Annotated in this window: 12 protein-coding genes and 1 pseudogene; 5 read left to right on the forward strand and 8 right to left on the reverse strand. The window is 72.8% G+C overall.

The features are described 5' to 3' along the window. Positions 1-54: 54 nt before the first annotated feature. From BFF76_RS09585 to BFF76_RS09595, 3 genes and pseudogenes are all read left to right on the forward strand, one after another. Positions 55-777, forward strand: a pseudogene (locus BFF76_RS09585) (DUF4158 domain-containing protein); the annotation flags it as partial. Positions 778-902: 125 nt separating this feature from the next. Next, positions 903-3,044 carry a LamG-like jellyroll fold domain-containing protein gene (locus tag BFF76_RS09590; protein WP_065848022.1) on the forward strand — a complete coding sequence of 714 codons (2,142 nt, stop codon included), beginning with the start codon at positions 903-905 and terminating at the stop codon, positions 3,042-3,044. Between the two features lie 361 nt (positions 3,045-3,405). Further along, complete coding sequence (locus BFF76_RS09595; protein WP_031093809.1) at positions 3,406-3,756, forward strand: 5-carboxymethyl-2-hydroxymuconate Delta-isomerase; 351 nt, start codon at positions 3,406-3,408, stop codon at positions 3,754-3,756. On the opposite strand, the gene BFF76_RS09600 is transcribed toward BFF76_RS09595, so the two are convergent. Together BFF76_RS09600 and BFF76_RS09605 are read right to left on the reverse strand one after the other, a co-directional pair. Then, on the reverse strand, positions 3,741-4,475 hold the full coding sequence (locus BFF76_RS09600) for a TetR/AcrR family transcriptional regulator (protein ID WP_079122354.1): 735 nt from the start codon (positions 4,473-4,475) through the stop codon (positions 3,741-3,743). The two genes, BFF76_RS09595 and BFF76_RS09600, sit on opposite strands and share 16 nt — an antisense overlap. A gap of 59 nt (positions 4,476-4,534) precedes the next feature. Then, positions 4,535-6,460, reverse strand: a complete 1,926-nt coding sequence (locus BFF76_RS09605) for a hypothetical protein (protein ID WP_065848007.1) — start codon at positions 6,458-6,460, stop codon at positions 4,535-4,537. 108 nt (positions 6,461-6,568) lie between these two features. On the opposite strand from BFF76_RS09605, the gene BFF76_RS09610 reads away from it, so the two are divergent. Beyond that, the gene (locus tag BFF76_RS09610) at positions 6,569-7,063 is read left to right on the forward strand and encodes a hypothetical protein (protein WP_031093803.1); all 495 of its coding nucleotides are present in this window, start codon (positions 6,569-6,571) and stop codon (positions 7,061-7,063) included. A gap of 42 nt (positions 7,064-7,105) precedes the next feature. Here the strand turns inward: BFF76_RS09610 and BFF76_RS09615 are convergent, their stop codons facing one another. From BFF76_RS09615 to glnII, 6 genes are all read right to left on the reverse strand, one after another. Then, entirely contained in the window at positions 7,106-8,551 is a 1,446-nt protein-coding gene (locus BFF76_RS09615; protein WP_065848008.1) for a DUF1996 domain-containing protein, read from the reverse strand. A gap of 155 nt (positions 8,552-8,706) precedes the next feature. After that, positions 8,707-9,354 (reverse strand): LuxR C-terminal-related transcriptional regulator, encoded by a 648-nt coding sequence (locus tag BFF76_RS09620; RefSeq protein WP_031093799.1) that lies wholly within the window; start codon positions 9,352-9,354, stop codon positions 8,707-8,709. Continuing rightward, entirely contained in the window at positions 9,339-10,604 is a 1,266-nt protein-coding gene (locus BFF76_RS09625) for a sensor histidine kinase (RefSeq protein WP_065848009.1), read from the reverse strand. Before BFF76_RS09625 ends, BFF76_RS09620 begins: the two co-directional genes overlap by 16 nt. 176 nt (positions 10,605-10,780) lie before the next feature. Beyond that, positions 10,781-11,389, reverse strand: coding sequence for a winged helix-turn-helix domain-containing protein (locus BFF76_RS09630; RefSeq protein WP_031093796.1), 609 nt, complete (start codon positions 11,387-11,389; stop codon positions 10,781-10,783). A gap of 78 nt (positions 11,390-11,467) precedes the next feature. Further along, positions 11,468-11,659 (reverse strand): hypothetical protein, encoded by a 192-nt coding sequence (locus BFF76_RS09635; RefSeq protein WP_141695580.1) that lies wholly within the window; start codon positions 11,657-11,659, stop codon positions 11,468-11,470. Positions 11,660-11,771: 112 nt separating this feature from the next. Continuing rightward, a complete protein-coding gene (glnII, locus tag BFF76_RS09640; protein WP_065848010.1) occupies positions 11,772-12,806 on the reverse strand; it encodes a glutamine synthetase in 1,035 nt (344 codons plus the stop codon). Positions 12,807-13,029: 223 nt separating this feature from the next. On the opposite strand from glnII, the gene BFF76_RS09645 reads away from it, so the two are divergent. Beyond that, a complete protein-coding gene (locus BFF76_RS09645) occupies positions 13,030-13,953 on the forward strand; it encodes a Gfo/Idh/MocA family protein (RefSeq protein WP_031093790.1) in 924 nt (307 codons plus the stop codon). Positions 13,954-13,968: the final 15 nt, after the last annotated feature.

Consider the following 13,968-nt stretch of genomic DNA (forward strand, 5'->3'; position numbering starts at 1 on the left):
TGTCCGGTGCCGTCGTCGAGGAGGCGGGCGAGGGTGTCGGACGCCGTCGGCTTGCGCTCGGTGTACCAGCACGCGTGGGAGATCCGGGACGCGTACGCGTACCACGAGTACGACGATGCGGAGTGGGGGCGGAAGTTCCGTACGTTCCTGCACGGCCGGGCGTGGACGCACGACGAGGGGCTGGTGGCGCTGTTCAATCAGGCGGTGGGCTGGATGCGCCGTCACCGGGTGCTGCTGCCGGGGGTGTCCGTGCTGGCCCGGAAGGTGTCGGAGGTCCGTACGGCCGCGGAGAAGCGGCTGCACGCCACGGTCTCCAGGGCCGCGCACCGGGCGGACGCGACGCTGCCCGGGGACCTGGTTGCCACCCTGGTGACGCCGGAGGACGCCCGGTTCTCGGAGCTGGAGCGGCTGCGCCGGCCGCCGACGCGGACGACGGGCACGGCGTTCGCCCGGTCGCTGGAGCGGGCCGATGAGATTGGCGCGTTCCAGCTGGGCCGAGTGCGGCTGTCACAGGTCCCGCCGAACCGGCTGGCCGCGCTGGCCCGCTACGGGCTGGGCTCGAAGGCGGCGAGCCTGGAGCGGGCGGAGGAGCCCAAGCGCACCGCGATGCTCACCGCGGTGATGCGCCACCTGGAGGCGAAGGCCATCGACGAGGCCCTGGACCTGTTTCAGGTCCTGATGGCGACCCGGCTGATCAGCACGGCTAAGCGGGCGACGGAGAAGGAGCGGCTGTTTACGCTGCCGCAGCTGGAGAAGGCGTCACGGATGCTCGCGCGCGGGCCGTCGCCCCGGCCACACCGTGTCCTGACCCGGCGTCATTCGGGAGCGGCCCGCGTGCGCTGCTGCTAGCCTCCCCCCGCCAACGATCTTCGGTGGCGTCACAGGGGAGGGGTACGCGCATGATGAGACGTACGGGAGTTGGACGGGCGAGACGGGCGGCTGCGGTCGCGGTGATCGCCGCTGGGACGGTGCTGGCGTCGCCGGGCACCGTACTGGCGGCGTCCGGCGCGCTCCCGCCGAAGCAGCCGCTGACCGCCGAACTGGAGACGGGCGGCGAGCCGTGCGTGTCCGGGGACGAGCGGCCCTACGTGAGATCCGTCCCGCGGCTGACGGCACGGCTGTACGGGCCCGGCGGCGGACAGCCGGGCCAAGTGAGCGCCTTACGCGGTGAGTTCGAGGCCTGGTGGCAGGGCGAGGGCGGCGCCGAGGAGCGCGTGACCATGACCACCACCACGAAGTCCGACATCGCCCCGTTCAGCTGGCAGCTGCCGGGCGAGATCCCCGACGAGACCGTCATCTCCTGGCGGGTGCGTGCCGTCAACGACGCCGGGGCGTCGGCCTGGAGCAGCGAAGGGGCGGGAGCGCCCTGCCAGTTCGTGTACGACCGCACCCTGCCCGACGCCCCGGTCGTCACCTCCGGCGACTACCCGGACGACAACACCTGGACGCCCGGAGTCGGCGTCCGGGGGACCTTCCACGTCACGGCACAGGCCGACGACGTCACGGCCTATGCCTACTCCTTCATCGGCGGACCGCCGAAGACGGTCGAGGCCGAGCCCGACGGATCGGCCGAGATCCGCTTCCTGCCGGAGAGCGCCGGCGTGCAGACCCTCTCCGTACAGGCACAGGACCGAGCGGGCAACCGTGGCCCGCGCACCAGCTACACCTTCCGGATCGGGGAAGGCCCCGCCCCGGTGGCGCGATGGAAGCTCGCCGACGCGGCGGGCTCCCGCTCGGCCGCCGCGGAGACCGGTACCGCCGCCCGTGCCGGTGCGGGCGTCACCTTCGGCGCGCCCGCGCCCTCCGGCACACCGCTCACCGCCACCGCCTCGCTCGACGGATCGGGGAACGGCTTCCTGACCCCGGGCGCCCCGGTCGTCACCGACACCGCGGAGACCTTCGCGGTCGGCGGCTGGGTGCGGCCGGGTCGCGTGGACGGCACCCGTACGGTCCTCTCGCAGGACGCGGGTACGGCACGCGCCTTCACTCTGGGCCTGACCCAGGTCGCGGGCGCCCCCCAGTGGTCGTTCTCCGTCGGCGGGGCGCGGGTCACGGGCGGGCTTCCCGAGACCGGCGCGTGGGCTTATGTGCTGGGCCTGTACGACGCGGAGACCGGTACGGCACGGCTGTACGTGAACGGCCGCGCGGCCGGCGAGGAGGTGGCCGTCACCCCCGTGGCGGGCGAGGGCGCCTTCCAGATCGGCCGGGCGCGTGGCGCGCAGGGGTACCGGGACCGCTGGCAGGGCGAGATCGGTGACGTACGGGCGTACGACCGGATCGTCGTGGCCTCCGAGGTGAAGGACCTCGCCACCCGTGCCGCGCGGCGGCTCGGCCACTGGGCGCTCGACACCGCGCCGGACGGCCTCGCCCCGGAGGCGGGCGGCGGCGCACCGCTGAAGCTGGGACCGGGCGCTTCGCTCTACCGCCTCGACGACCCGTGCGACCCGCTGGACCTGGAGTGCGGCCAGGACTTCCCCCTGGAGATCGACGGCGACGGCCACCTCCGCCTCGAGGGCGTCTCGGGCCACGCCGCCACGGAAGCGCCCGTGGTCGACACCTCGGGGAGCTTCACCGTCAGCGTCCGGGTCCGGCTCACCGACGACGAGCCGGCGGCGCCGATGACCGCGATCTCCCAGGGCGGCGAGCACAGCGACGCCTTCAAGGTGCGCTTCGATCCGGAGAGCTCCAGCTGGGACCTGGTGATGGCCCACGCCGACGCGCCGGGCGCGCCGGAGACCGTGCTGAGCCGGATCGAATCGCCGGACGGCAACAGCGGGCCCGGCCACCGGGTGACCGTCGTCCATGACGCCTCCGTCAAACAGGTGTTCTTCTACGTGGACGGGGAGAAGTTCGACGAAGGCGGTACGGCCGACTTCGCCGCCGCCTGGAAGAGCACGGGCGGGCTCCAGCTCGGCCGGGGCCGCACCGCCGACGGGTGGGGCGAGTATCTGCACGGCGCGGTGGACAGCGTGTTCGCCTACGAGGGCGCGCTGAGCGAGGAGGACATCCGCCTGCTGCCGTGGCCGCTTGCCGACGGCCGCTGATGAAAGCCACCGCCGCCCCGGGCCTCATGCCGGGGCGGCGGTCGCGCGCACAGTGGTGCGTATGAGGACACCCTCGGCTCCCGCAGAGACGACCCCCGCAGAGCTCACCCCCGAGGAGGTCGACCTCCGCGAACGGCTTCAGACCTAGCCCCACCCGATCGCCGAGCTGCGGTAGTCCCGCCCACGACCCGCATCGATCCCATGATCACCGGCTTGGCGTTAACCGCTGTACCGCTGTACCCCGGGCCCGAGTTCCCCGCGCTCACTTGTGCGGGCCGCGCGATCACGCGAAGCTGAGGCCGTACACGTGCATGCACGCTGTACACGTATGCGTACCCGCACCCGCGATCAGGAGCGTTTGATGCCGCAGATCACCGTCGACTACTCCGCCGACCTCGACGACAGCTTCGACCGCCGCGGCTTCGCGCTGGCCCTGCACCCGCTCGTCGCCGAGACCGTGTCCACCAAGCTCCCCGCCTGCAAGACCCGGTTCCGCCGGACCGAGGACTCCGTCGTCGGCGACGCCGCGACGGGCGACTCCATCGTGAACGTCTCGATCGCGATGCTGCCCGGCAGGACCCCCGAGATCAAGGCGCGGCTGACGGAAGCCGTTCTGGAGCTGCTGGCCGGGCATCTGAAGCCCGTCGACGGACTCACCGTCCACGCCTCGGCCGAGATCAGAGACCTGGACGCGTCCTACCGCAAGAACTGAGGCAGCCGCTGCGACGGAACAGCCGGTGCGGCGGGCGCCAGCGCCGAGAGCCTGGCGAGCAGTTCGCCGAACGGGCCGTCCGCCGGCTCCTGCGCGAAGACCCCCAGCATGACGCCCGCCACCTCCTGGTCGTACGCGGCGCTCACCGACGCCAGCGCCGCGAAGTCGTGCACCAGCTGCAGCTCCAGCTCCGCGCGCGGGACGCGCTTCCCGTCGAGCCAGAGCAGCGCCGTCGACTCTGCCAGCGACACCCAGGACCGCACGAGGAGCTCCAGCCGGGCGGACGGCGCCGGCACGCGGAGATGAGCGATGATCTGCTCGTACGCCGCCTGACGCACCCCGTCGACCAGGGCGTCGGCCGAGGACGAACCCCTTACGGGACCGCCCCGCATCAGCGCCGCGAAGCCCGGGCCGTGGTCCTCGAGGAAGTCGAAGAACCGGTGCATCACCCGGATCAGCCGGGCTCCCAGGGGCCCTTCGTGCGCCACCAGGAAGCGGGCGGACAGCTCGTCGGCGGCCCGCTTCATCGCCGCCTCGTACAGACTGCGCTTTCCCGGGAAGTAGTGGTAGACGAGCGGACGGGAGATGCCGGCGGCCGCCGCGATCTCATCGATCGACACCTCGTCGGGCGAGCGGTGACCGAACAACTCCAGCGCCACGCCGATCAACTGGGCCCTGCGCTCATCGACACCCATCCGGCGCCGCACCCGGGTCGTCATGCCGGACAGCCTATCGGGGCCGCTCGGACGGCCCCCGGCCCCCCGCCCCTCGCCCGGACTCAGTGCAGTGCGCCCGCCCTGCTGCCGTCCGTCAGCAGCCCGTCGAGCCGGGGCCGGTCGCCCTCACCGGCAGGCAGCGCCAGCAGCCGCCCGTTCGCCCGGCCCCTCACACCTCCGGTCGCGGTCAGCGACGCGAACTGCCGTGAGCCGGCGGCCAGTACGTACCACCGCCCGCCGTCCGACCTCCACAGCACGCCCGCCAGCACCCGCGGTCTGCGTATCCCGCAGTCCGGCGAGTCCTCGGAACGGGCCGCGACGGCCCCCGGCGCCCCGGTGCCGCCCGACAGTTCGGCCGGCGCCTGGAACTGGGCCAGGACCCTGCTGCCCGTACCCCGCCAGGTGTCCGCCCTGGTGCAGAACCACAGGGCGTCCCCCGCGCCCTCCGGCAACGGCTGCCTCGCGTACGGCCAGGAGTTCACCGACCGGACACCGTTGGACCGCACCGCGGGCAGGAGGCAGGCCGTACGCGCCCAGCTCTCACGCTCGGCCCGGCCCGAGACGTCGTGCGGAGCGGACGGCACGCCGGACGTCAGGCGCACGGGCGTGAGTTCACCGAGATCCGTCATCAGGTGCGCCGCGGTGCCGTCCCGCAGCTCCAGGACCTGCCAGGAACGGCAGTCCGCCGGGTCCTCGGCCTCCGTCTCCGGCCCCGTCAGCGGGTCCGTCACCCCGTGCCGGTCCCGGGCCAGCGGCACGGCCGCCGCACGCGGTGCGAGCAGGTCCCGCACGCCCGCCTCCCGCACCCAGGGCGCGGTCAGATAGCGGATACGTCCGGCGCGGCGCTGCACCACCAGCGCGCTCGCCGCCACCTCGTCCGCGCCGTCCACCCGGGCGAAGTCCAGCGCGGCACCCCACGACGGGTCGGCGTTGCGCGGCTCCGCGTAGCGCACGACACGCAGGCCGTCGTGGAACAGCACCACGGCCGCCACGCCCGCCTCACCCGCGTACAGCAGCTGCGGCGGACCCATCGGCGGGCCGTCGGGCGTCCCGGGCGTCGCCGACGTGACCATCGCCGGTCCGGGCCGCGCCCACGCGGCGAGGGCACGGCCCAGCAGACCGCTGTCACCGGTCCGGTCACCACGCGTGGGCCAGACGGTGAAGTCCCTGCGCGTGGAGCTCCGCCAGAGCCCGTCGGGAACCCGGCGCAACGCCGCCGGTTCCAGGGCTTTCTGGGCGGTCTCATGGCGGGCGTAGAGCGGCGCGGAGGCGGCGCGCGGGCCGCCCAGGCCGTCCCCCGGGATCAGCAGCAGCGTCCCGCAGACCAGGAGCGCGCCGGCGCCGGCCAGCAGGGTACGCCCGCGCCGCCGGCGGCCCACCGGATCGGTCGGCCTGACCTGCAGGGAGCACGGGTCAAACTCCGGTGAGGCCAGCAGCGCGTGGGGCGCGGTGAGCGCGTCGGCCTCCAGCAGCGCCGCCCGTGGGTCGGCGACCCCCGCCGATTCGAGGACCCGGCACACCTCGGCGTCGTCGAGCCCTTCGAGCCCGCGCAGCACGTGCGCGGCCCGGCACGGGCCCGACACCCCCGCCAGGGCCTGCTCCAGCGCCAGTTCGTCCGCGCCGCAGGAATGCGGAAACAGCCGGAGGCCCCACACCTGCGGCACCAGCGGCGGGAACTGCGCCCGCCGCGGGCGGGCCGGCCTGAACAACGGCAGCCCCGACTCCAACGCCGTACGCAGCACCCGCAGCCGTACGTACGCGTACGCGCGCCCCGGTTCCGCCCGGCGCCCGCCGGCCAGGGCCCGCTGGGTCAGCCAGTGGGCCGACAGCACCCGGCGGTTGCGGCCGAGCGAGGGCGCCAGCACGAGATACGCGATCCGCACCAGCCGGGCGTAGTGCTCGGCGGGCGCGGCGTCGGCACGCTCCCCGCCGGCCTGCTCCGCGAAGGGGCGGCCGGCGGACGGCGGTACTGCTCGCAGAGGGGGCATGTTCAGCTGAACGAGCGAATGGTGCGATGGTCACTCCGGCGCGCACGCCCGGGGGCGGGTTGTGCGGTTTCCGCGCGCGAGCCGGGAACACCGGGGCACGATGGCCGCATGGTCGAGCAGCTGGAGTGGCGACGAGGACGGGCCCGCCGGACACCGGCGGCCGTGCTGGCGGGGTTCGCCCTGATCACCGCGTGCGGAGGGCTCACCGCGTGCGGCGGGGGAGCGGACCGCGACGACAGGCCCGCCGTGCCGCCCACCGCGAGCGGGACACTGGAGCAGCTCGCGTCCAAAGCGCACTGCGAGCCGAATGTGCGGACCGAAGCGGAAGAGCTCAGGCAGGCCAACTGCAGCACCGGGGACGGCCGTTATGTGCTGGCCACCTTCGCCACCGACCGCGGCCAGCGTGAGTGGCTCAACGAGGCCAACGACTACGGCGGGTCGTATCTGGTCGGCCGCAAGTGGGTCGCCGCCGGTGACGCGGACGTGGTCGCGGCGCTGCGCGGCCGGCTCGGGGGGACGGTGGAGACCGCCTCGCCGCACCACTCGGGGAACAGTGGCGGTGGGGGGAGCGAGGCAGGGCACTCCGGTCACCACAAGAGCTGACCGCGCAGGTCCGAGGGGCAGGCGTCGCTGCCGGGGGCCGCGTCAGCGGCACTTGCGTCCGCCGTTGATGCAGCTCACCACCTTCTTCATCAGCCGGTCGTCGAAGACGTTGATGAAGTCGCCGTGGTCGGTGACGGGTTTGTGCAGCTGCTCCGGGAAGGAGTCGACGGCGAAGCCGGGGCCGGGCGGGACGTCGTACACGATGCGCTGGACCAGCTGCGGAACGGCCCTGAAACCGTCCGGGCACCGCCCGTCGTCCTGCGCGAACGACACATGGGTGCGGTGGTTGGCGCTGTCGGTGTTCTGTCCGTCCCAGCAGCTCTGGAAGGCGAAGGACCGCACCACCTGGCTGCCCTCGGGGCAGATCGGGTACTTGTCCCTGAGCTGCCTGTCCTCGAATCCGGTACAGCTCCAGGACGCGTTGGCATTGGCGTCCCCGTTGGTGAGGGCCTTGGCGTCCCCGGTGATGATCCGCAGGAAGCGCGGCATCGCCGTGACCTTTCCGGCGGGCGATCCGACGAATTTCAGGGTGACCTGCGAAGGGGTCTGGATCTCCCCGGTGTTCTGGTCCCTGCCACCTCCGTCCGCGTCCACGTCGTTCGCGTCCCGGCCGTTCTGCAGGCGGAGCACGGGCCAGTAGTACGTCGACCGGTCACCCCGGTTCCGGCACGTCGTCCCCCCGCCGGCCAGATCGTCGTCGGAGGCGAACGCGTCGGTGGCCTGATTGCCGACGTAGTCGTGCATGTGGTGGGCGCCGTTGCTCACCCCGGGAGCGGCGATGACGTTGTCCGGGTTGAACCTGCCGTTCTCGTTACGTCCGCAGTCCGTGGTGAACGTGCCCCGGGACGCGCCACGGCGGTTGCGGGGGCGGTCGGCGTCGGGCCGGACGGACTCGATGTCGACGAAGTCGGACGCCTCGGGACCGTTGCCCTCCTGGGCCTGGCCGTCGCTCTGACCGCCGCCCTGCCCGTCTCCCGGCTCTTCTCCCTGGCCGCCGCCCTGTCCCTCCTCGTCGTCGGCGCGCAGGCTGCATCCCGCGAGCCCCTCCAGGCCCTGGGGCCGGCCTCCGCCGGCCCGCTCGACGGCGATCCCGATCCGGTCGAGACTCGCCGCCCGCTTGCTCTTCAGCGGGCCGAGCACCGCGTTCTCGGCGAGAGCCGGATCACGGGCGATCCGGTCCTTCCGGTCCGCGAACCGGCGGTACGCGTCGGTGATCTGCGTATCCATGGCGGCCAGCTCACGGTCGACCTCGGGCCGGGCCCCGTCCGGTACGTCGGGAAGCGCGATCCCCGCGTCGGGGCAGTCGATGGTGGACATCTGGCGAGCGGCACCCTGGAACCGCCCGGGAGACGGACCGGCCCCGCCCTCTCCCGCACTCGCGTACACGTTGACGGCGGCCAGCCCACCTCCACCCAGAACCAGCGCGGCCAGGGCGGCGATCGCCCGGTTGGCCGGCGTCGAACGTTTCCTGCGCGATGTGCGTCCCATGGAACTCCTCCGCCTCGGTGCTTCGGGTCAGAAGCGTGACGTCCCATACGGACCCGAGGCCCCACCCGTTCAGCACGCCGCGGAATCGGCCCGCGGACGGGGCCTGTGAAAACGGCACCCCGGGCGAAGCCGTGCGGTCCTCGCGTTCCGGGCGGTCAGCCCCGGTCGAGGTAGGCGAGGACCGCGAGAACGCGGCGGTTGTCGTCGTCCGACACGGGGAGGCCGAGCTTGCTGAAGATGTTCGAGGTGTGCTTGGCCACCGCCCGCTCCGTGACCACCATCTGCGAGGCGATCGCCACGTTCGAACGGCCCTGCGCCATCAGCTCCATGACCTCACGCTCCCGTGGCGTCAACGCCCCCATGGGCTCGTCCACCGAGCGCCGCGACAGCAGCTGCGAGATGACCTGCGGATCCATCGCCGTACCGCCGGCGGCCACCCGGCGCACCGCGTCGATGAACTGGTCGGCGTCGAACACCCGGTCCTTCAGCAGGTAGCCGATACCGCCGTTGCCGTCGGCCAGCAGCTCCCGGGCGTACAACTGCTCCACGTGCTGGGACAGGACGAGCACCGGAAGTCCCGGCCGGTCGCGGCGGGCGGTCAGCGCGCATTGCAGTCCCTCGTCCGTGTGGGACGGCGGGAGCCGGACATCGACGAGCGCGATGTCCGGCTTCAACTCGGCCAGTGCCCTGGTCAGTTCGGGCCCGGTCTCCACTGCCGCCGCGATCTCGAAATCGTAGGCCTCGAGCATCCGCACGAGGCCGTCACGGAGCAGGAAGAGATCTTCGGCTAGGACAACGCGCAAGGGATCTCCATGGTCACCATGGTGGGGCCGCCCGCTGGGCTGCTGACGGCCAGTACGCCGTCGAATGTACCCAGTCGGCGTTCTATTCCGCCGAGCCCCGAGCCGGCTGTGACGGTCGCACCGCCCTTGCCGTTGTCCGTGACGGAGATCCGCAGCATCCCCCCGGCGTGGTGGACGTCCACCCACAGGCGGTCCGCGCCCGCGTGCTTCACCGCGTTCGTCAGGGCCTCACTGACGGCGAAGTACGCCGCCGACTCGACCGGGGCGTCGGCACGGCCACCGAGCTCCACGGTCACCTCGGAGGCGACCGGCATCCGCAGGGCCAGCGCCTTCACCGCGTCGCCGAGCCCGCGTTCGGCGAGCACCGGCGGGTGGATGCCCCGTACGAGGTCACGCAGCTCGGTGAGGGCCTGTGCCGAGGACGTACGGGCCATCGCCAGCAGCTTCTTCGCCTGCGCCGGGTCCTTCTCGACGAGCGCCTCGATGGTGCCGAGGTTCATGCCCATCGCGACCAGCCGGGCCTGCGCCCCGTCGTGCAGATCCCGCTCGATGCGCCGCAGTTCGGACGCCGCCGTGTCGACGGCCTCGTGCCGCGTCGCGGTGAGCCGGTCGATGCGCTGCTCGAGCTCCTCCGGGGTGGGCGCCAGCGCCGACCGGGCGAGCACGAAGTGCAGCCGCAGCAGGGGCTCGCTCGCCCGCAGGCCCACGTGGAAGACCGCGATGCCGAGCGCCGCCGCGGCCAGCCCCGTCATCTGGCTGCTGACCGGCACGAATCCGTACCAGTACGTGCTGTCCTCGAACACCCGCCACAGCCCCGCCGCCAGGACGAGCCCCTCCACCGGGTAGACCAGCAGCACGAAGGCGAGGACCAGCAGCACGTATCCCGCCGTCATGTCGAGCAGCAGCCACCGCAGGTCCCGCCAGGTCGCGGGGTCCTTCAGCAGCAGCGTGGTCCGCTCGACCTGCCCGGTGAAGCCAGTGCGCACATCCTTCGGGAACGGCCGGTAGGGCACCGGGATGAAGACGTCCGACCAGGACGCCGCGAGCAGCCGGCGGCGGTTGGCGTGGGCGCGCACCGCCTCCAGGACCCACGGCGTGGTGACCAGCCCCACGCCCAGCGGGATGAAGGCGAGGGAGAGAAGCGACAGGATGAAGAGGGTGGCCGAGCCCACGATGCTCACGAAGGACAGGACGAACGCCCGCCCACCGGCCGGCAGCGCGGTCCGCAGCCGGCTCTTTTCCGCACTCATGACGATGTCTCCCCTCACCGGGCCCCACATCGGATCCCGTTCACAACCCAGTCTCGCCCGCGCGCGGGGTCTGCCGTCAGCCGTTCCGCCCCCCGGCGGGGGTGTACCTGACACCACCACCGGAACGCCGGGAGGCCCCGGGCAGGAACCCGGGGCCTCCCGCACACGGTGTGCGATCAGGGCGCGTACTTGTAGCCCACCCGCCGCACGGTCTGGATCGACCGGCGGTGCTCCGCACCCAGCTTGCGTCGCAGCCGGGCCACGTGGACGTCGACGGTGCGCCCGTCGCCCACATGCCCGTAACCCCAGACCGTCGTCACCAGCTGATCGCGGGTGTGCACTCGTTGCGGGTGCGCCACCAGGTGCGCCAGCAGCTCGAATTCGAGGTACGTCAGGTCGAGGACGACGCCGTCCACGGCGGCGGTGCGCCGGGTGGAGTCGATCTGTACGGGACCGGGCGCCGGAGCGGCGGCCACCGGCTCCGGCACGAACTCCCGGTCCTGGGCGGAGGCCACGGCCCAGGCCAGAGCCGGCTGCTGGTCGGCGGGCACGAGCACCAGATAGCCGACCATCGGCGGCCGGCCGGGCAGCGTGGGCAGTGTGTGCTGGGGTGCGGGCAGCCAGGTGGCGCCCGGCGGCAGGAAACCGGCCACGTCCCCGAGGCCGACGACCTCGTCACGGTCGACGGCACGCAGCCGGTGGCGGTTGGGGGACAGGGCGCCCCGGGGCGCGGTGGTGGCCGCGGCGGACGCGGACGCGGTGGAGAGGGTACGGGTGTTCGCCATGAGGGTCAGCTCTTTCGCGCGAGGAGTCGTCGAGGACGTACGTCGTGCGCGCGGGCCGAAGGCCGGGGTGAGGCGGCTTTAGAGGGCCTGCGCGTTCCACGCGCGGCAACACACCCGGTCGAAGTCATGGTGCTGACGGGAGGGCCAGAACGGCTCGAGGTCGCTGCGACCCGACGCGTTGTGCTGGTAGCCGGCCATGTCCCCATTGAAGCAGAGATCGGCGCCGCGCAGCAGGCTTCTCTCACCCGTCGGTACGGACCGCTGTGTCATGTTCCTCACCATCCCTTCCCGTAACTGCCGTTCACGGGTGCTTCGCACGGCCGGGCACGCCGAAGGGGCGCCCGGCCGTGCGGACGCCCCTTCGTGCCGAGCCGGCGGCGGATCAGACCTGTCCGGCCTTCTCCAGCGCGGTGCAGCAGGTGTCGACGATCAGCCGCGTGACCACGTACGGGTCGACGTTGGCGTTCGGCCGACGGTCCTCGATGTAGCCCTTCTGGTCCTGCTCGACCTGCCACGGGATACGGACCGAGGCGCCGCGGTTGGAGACGCCGTAGCTGTACTCGTTCCACGGGGCGGTCTCGTGCAGACCGGTCAGGCGGTCGTCGATGCCGGCACCGTAGTGCTTGACGTGGTCCATCGGCTTCGAGCCCTCACCGAGCGACTCGGCCGCCGTGATGATCGCCTCGTAGCCCTCGCGCATCGCCTTGGTGGAGAAGTTGGTGTGCGCGCCCGCGCCGTTCCAGTCGCCCTTGACCGGCTTCGGGTCCAGGGTCGCGGAGACGTTGAAGTCCTCGGCGGTGCGGTAGAGCAGCCAGCGGGCGACCCAGAGGTGGTCGGAGACCTCCAGCGGCGAGACCGGGCCGACCTGGAACTCCCACTGGCCCGGCATGACCTCGGCGTTGATGCCGGAGATGGCGAGGCCCGCCGTCAGGCAGTTGTCCAGGTGCTTCTCGACGATGTCGCGGCCGAAGATCTCGTCGGAGCCCACACCGCAGTAGTAACCGCCCTGCGCGGCGGGGAAGCCGCCCTCGGGGAAGCCGAGCGGACGGTGCCCGTCGAAGAACGTGTACTCCTGCTCGATGCCGAAGATGGGCTCCTGGCCCGCGAACTGCTCGGCGACCGGGCGCAGCGAGGCGCGGGTGTTGGACTCGTGCGGAGTCATGTCGATGTTGAAGACCTCGCACAGGACGAGGATGTCGTCACCGCCGCGGATCGGGTCCGGACACGCGAAGACCGGCCTGAGGACCCGGTCGGAGGCGTGGCCCTCGGCCTGGTTGGTGCTCGAACCGTCGAAGCCCCAGATGGGCAGATCCGCCACACCCTGCGAGGGGCTGCCCGCCATGATCTTCGTCTTGGAGCGAAGCTTGGCGGTCGGCTCGGTGCCGTCGATCCAGATGTACTCAGCCTTGAACGTCACGGACGCCATCCTTTGCGGGTGCTGCGGTCTATGGTGCGCAGCTTCGCAAGACGCGATTTCCCGACCGTTGCCCGAATGTGAACCTCGTGTTACCGACGTTTCCCGGGGGTGTCGCAGGGCAGGCCCCCGCCGCCCAGGAGCGTCTCACCCTGCGGCGCACTGGATACGTTCCGGGCCCGCGGTACCGGTGCCGCGCCTGTGCCGGTACGGGCAGACTGGTGGCATGACCACACACGCCGCCTCCGCCGCGCCGCTGCGGACAGGGCTCATCGGGGCGGGCCCCTGGGCGCGCCTGACCCACGCCCCCGCCCTCGCCGCCCACCCCGGCGTCGTACTGAGCGGCGTATGGGGCCGCCGTCCCGAAGCGGCGGACGCGCTCGCCGCAGCCCACGGCACCGATTCCTTCACGGGGGAGGAGGGCATCGACGCCCTCCTGGCCGCGAGCGACGCCGTGGCCTTCGCCGTGCCGCCGGACATCCAGGCACCCCTTGCCGTGCGCGCGGCCGCCGCCGGATGCCACCTCCTGCTGGACAAGCCGGTCGCCACGACGGTGGCGGCGGCGCGGGAGGTCGCCGAAGCGGCCGAGCGGGCCCGGGTCGCCTCCGTGGTCTTCTGCACCCTGCGGTTCGCGGAGGGCACGGCGGGGTGGATCGCCGAACAGGCCGCCGCAGGGGACTGGTTCACGGCACGGGCCCTGTGGATGGGCGCGCTCTTCGCCCCGGGCACGAGCAACGAGTTCGCCGCCTCGCCCTGGCGCCGCGAGAAGGGCGGCCTGTGGGACGTGGGCCCGCACGCGCTCTCGGTCCTGATCCCGGTGCTCGGCGACGTGACGGAGGTGGTCGCGGCCCGCGGCCCGGCCGACACGACGCATCTGCTGCTGCGTCACACCTCCGGCGCGTCGAGCACGGTGACGCTGGCCCTGGACGCACCGGTGGGCGCGGTCGGAACCGAGGTCGAATTCCGGGGCGAGCGGGGGGTCTCCACCCTGCCGGAGGGAGGCGGAGACGCACTCGGCGCGTTCCGGGTGGCCGTGGACGCGCTGACCGACGCCGCACGCACGGGGGTTGCGCACCCCTGCGACGTACGGTTCGGGCTGCGGCTCACCGAGGTGCTCGCGCAGGCGCAGGCGGCGCTGGGCCAGGGCTGACCCGCATGCCCCGGA

This window comes from Streptomyces mutomycini, assembly GCF_001700505.1.
Lineage (GTDB): Bacteria > Actinomycetota > Actinomycetes > Streptomycetales > Streptomycetaceae > Streptomyces > Streptomyces mutomycini.

Coding starts and splice junctions, on each gene's coding strand:
- BFF76_RS09615 (WP_065848008.1), bottom strand. CDS start 8,551: ATGGGACGCACATCGCGCAGGAAACGTTCGACGCCGGCCAACCGGGCG.
- BFF76_RS09605 (WP_065848007.1), bottom strand. CDS start 6,460: ATGCCCCCTCTGCGAGCAGTACCGCCGTCCGCCGGCCGCCCCTTCGCG.
- BFF76_RS09590 (WP_065848022.1), top strand. CDS start 903: ATGAGACGTACGGGAGTTGGACGGGCGAGACGGGCGGCTGCGGTCGCG.
- BFF76_RS09635 (WP_141695580.1), bottom strand. CDS start 11,659: ATGACACAGCGGTCCGTACCGACGGGTGAGAGAAGCCTGCTGCGCGGC.
- BFF76_RS09600 (WP_079122354.1), bottom strand. CDS start 4,475: ATGACGACCCGGGTGCGGCGCCGGATGGGTGTCGATGAGCGCAGGGCC.
- BFF76_RS09610 (WP_031093803.1), top strand. CDS start 6,569: ATGGTCGAGCAGCTGGAGTGGCGACGAGGACGGGCCCGCCGGACACCG.
- BFF76_RS09625 (WP_065848009.1), bottom strand. CDS start 10,604: ATGAGTGCGGAAAAGAGCCGGCTGCGGACCGCGCTGCCGGCCGGTGGG.
- BFF76_RS09595 (WP_031093809.1), top strand. CDS start 3,406: ATGCCGCAGATCACCGTCGACTACTCCGCCGACCTCGACGACAGCTTC.
- BFF76_RS09645 (WP_031093790.1), top strand. CDS start 13,030: ATGACCACACACGCCGCCTCCGCCGCGCCGCTGCGGACAGGGCTCATC.
- BFF76_RS09630 (WP_031093796.1), bottom strand. CDS start 11,389: ATGGCGAACACCCGTACCCTCTCCACCGCGTCCGCGTCCGCCGCGGCC.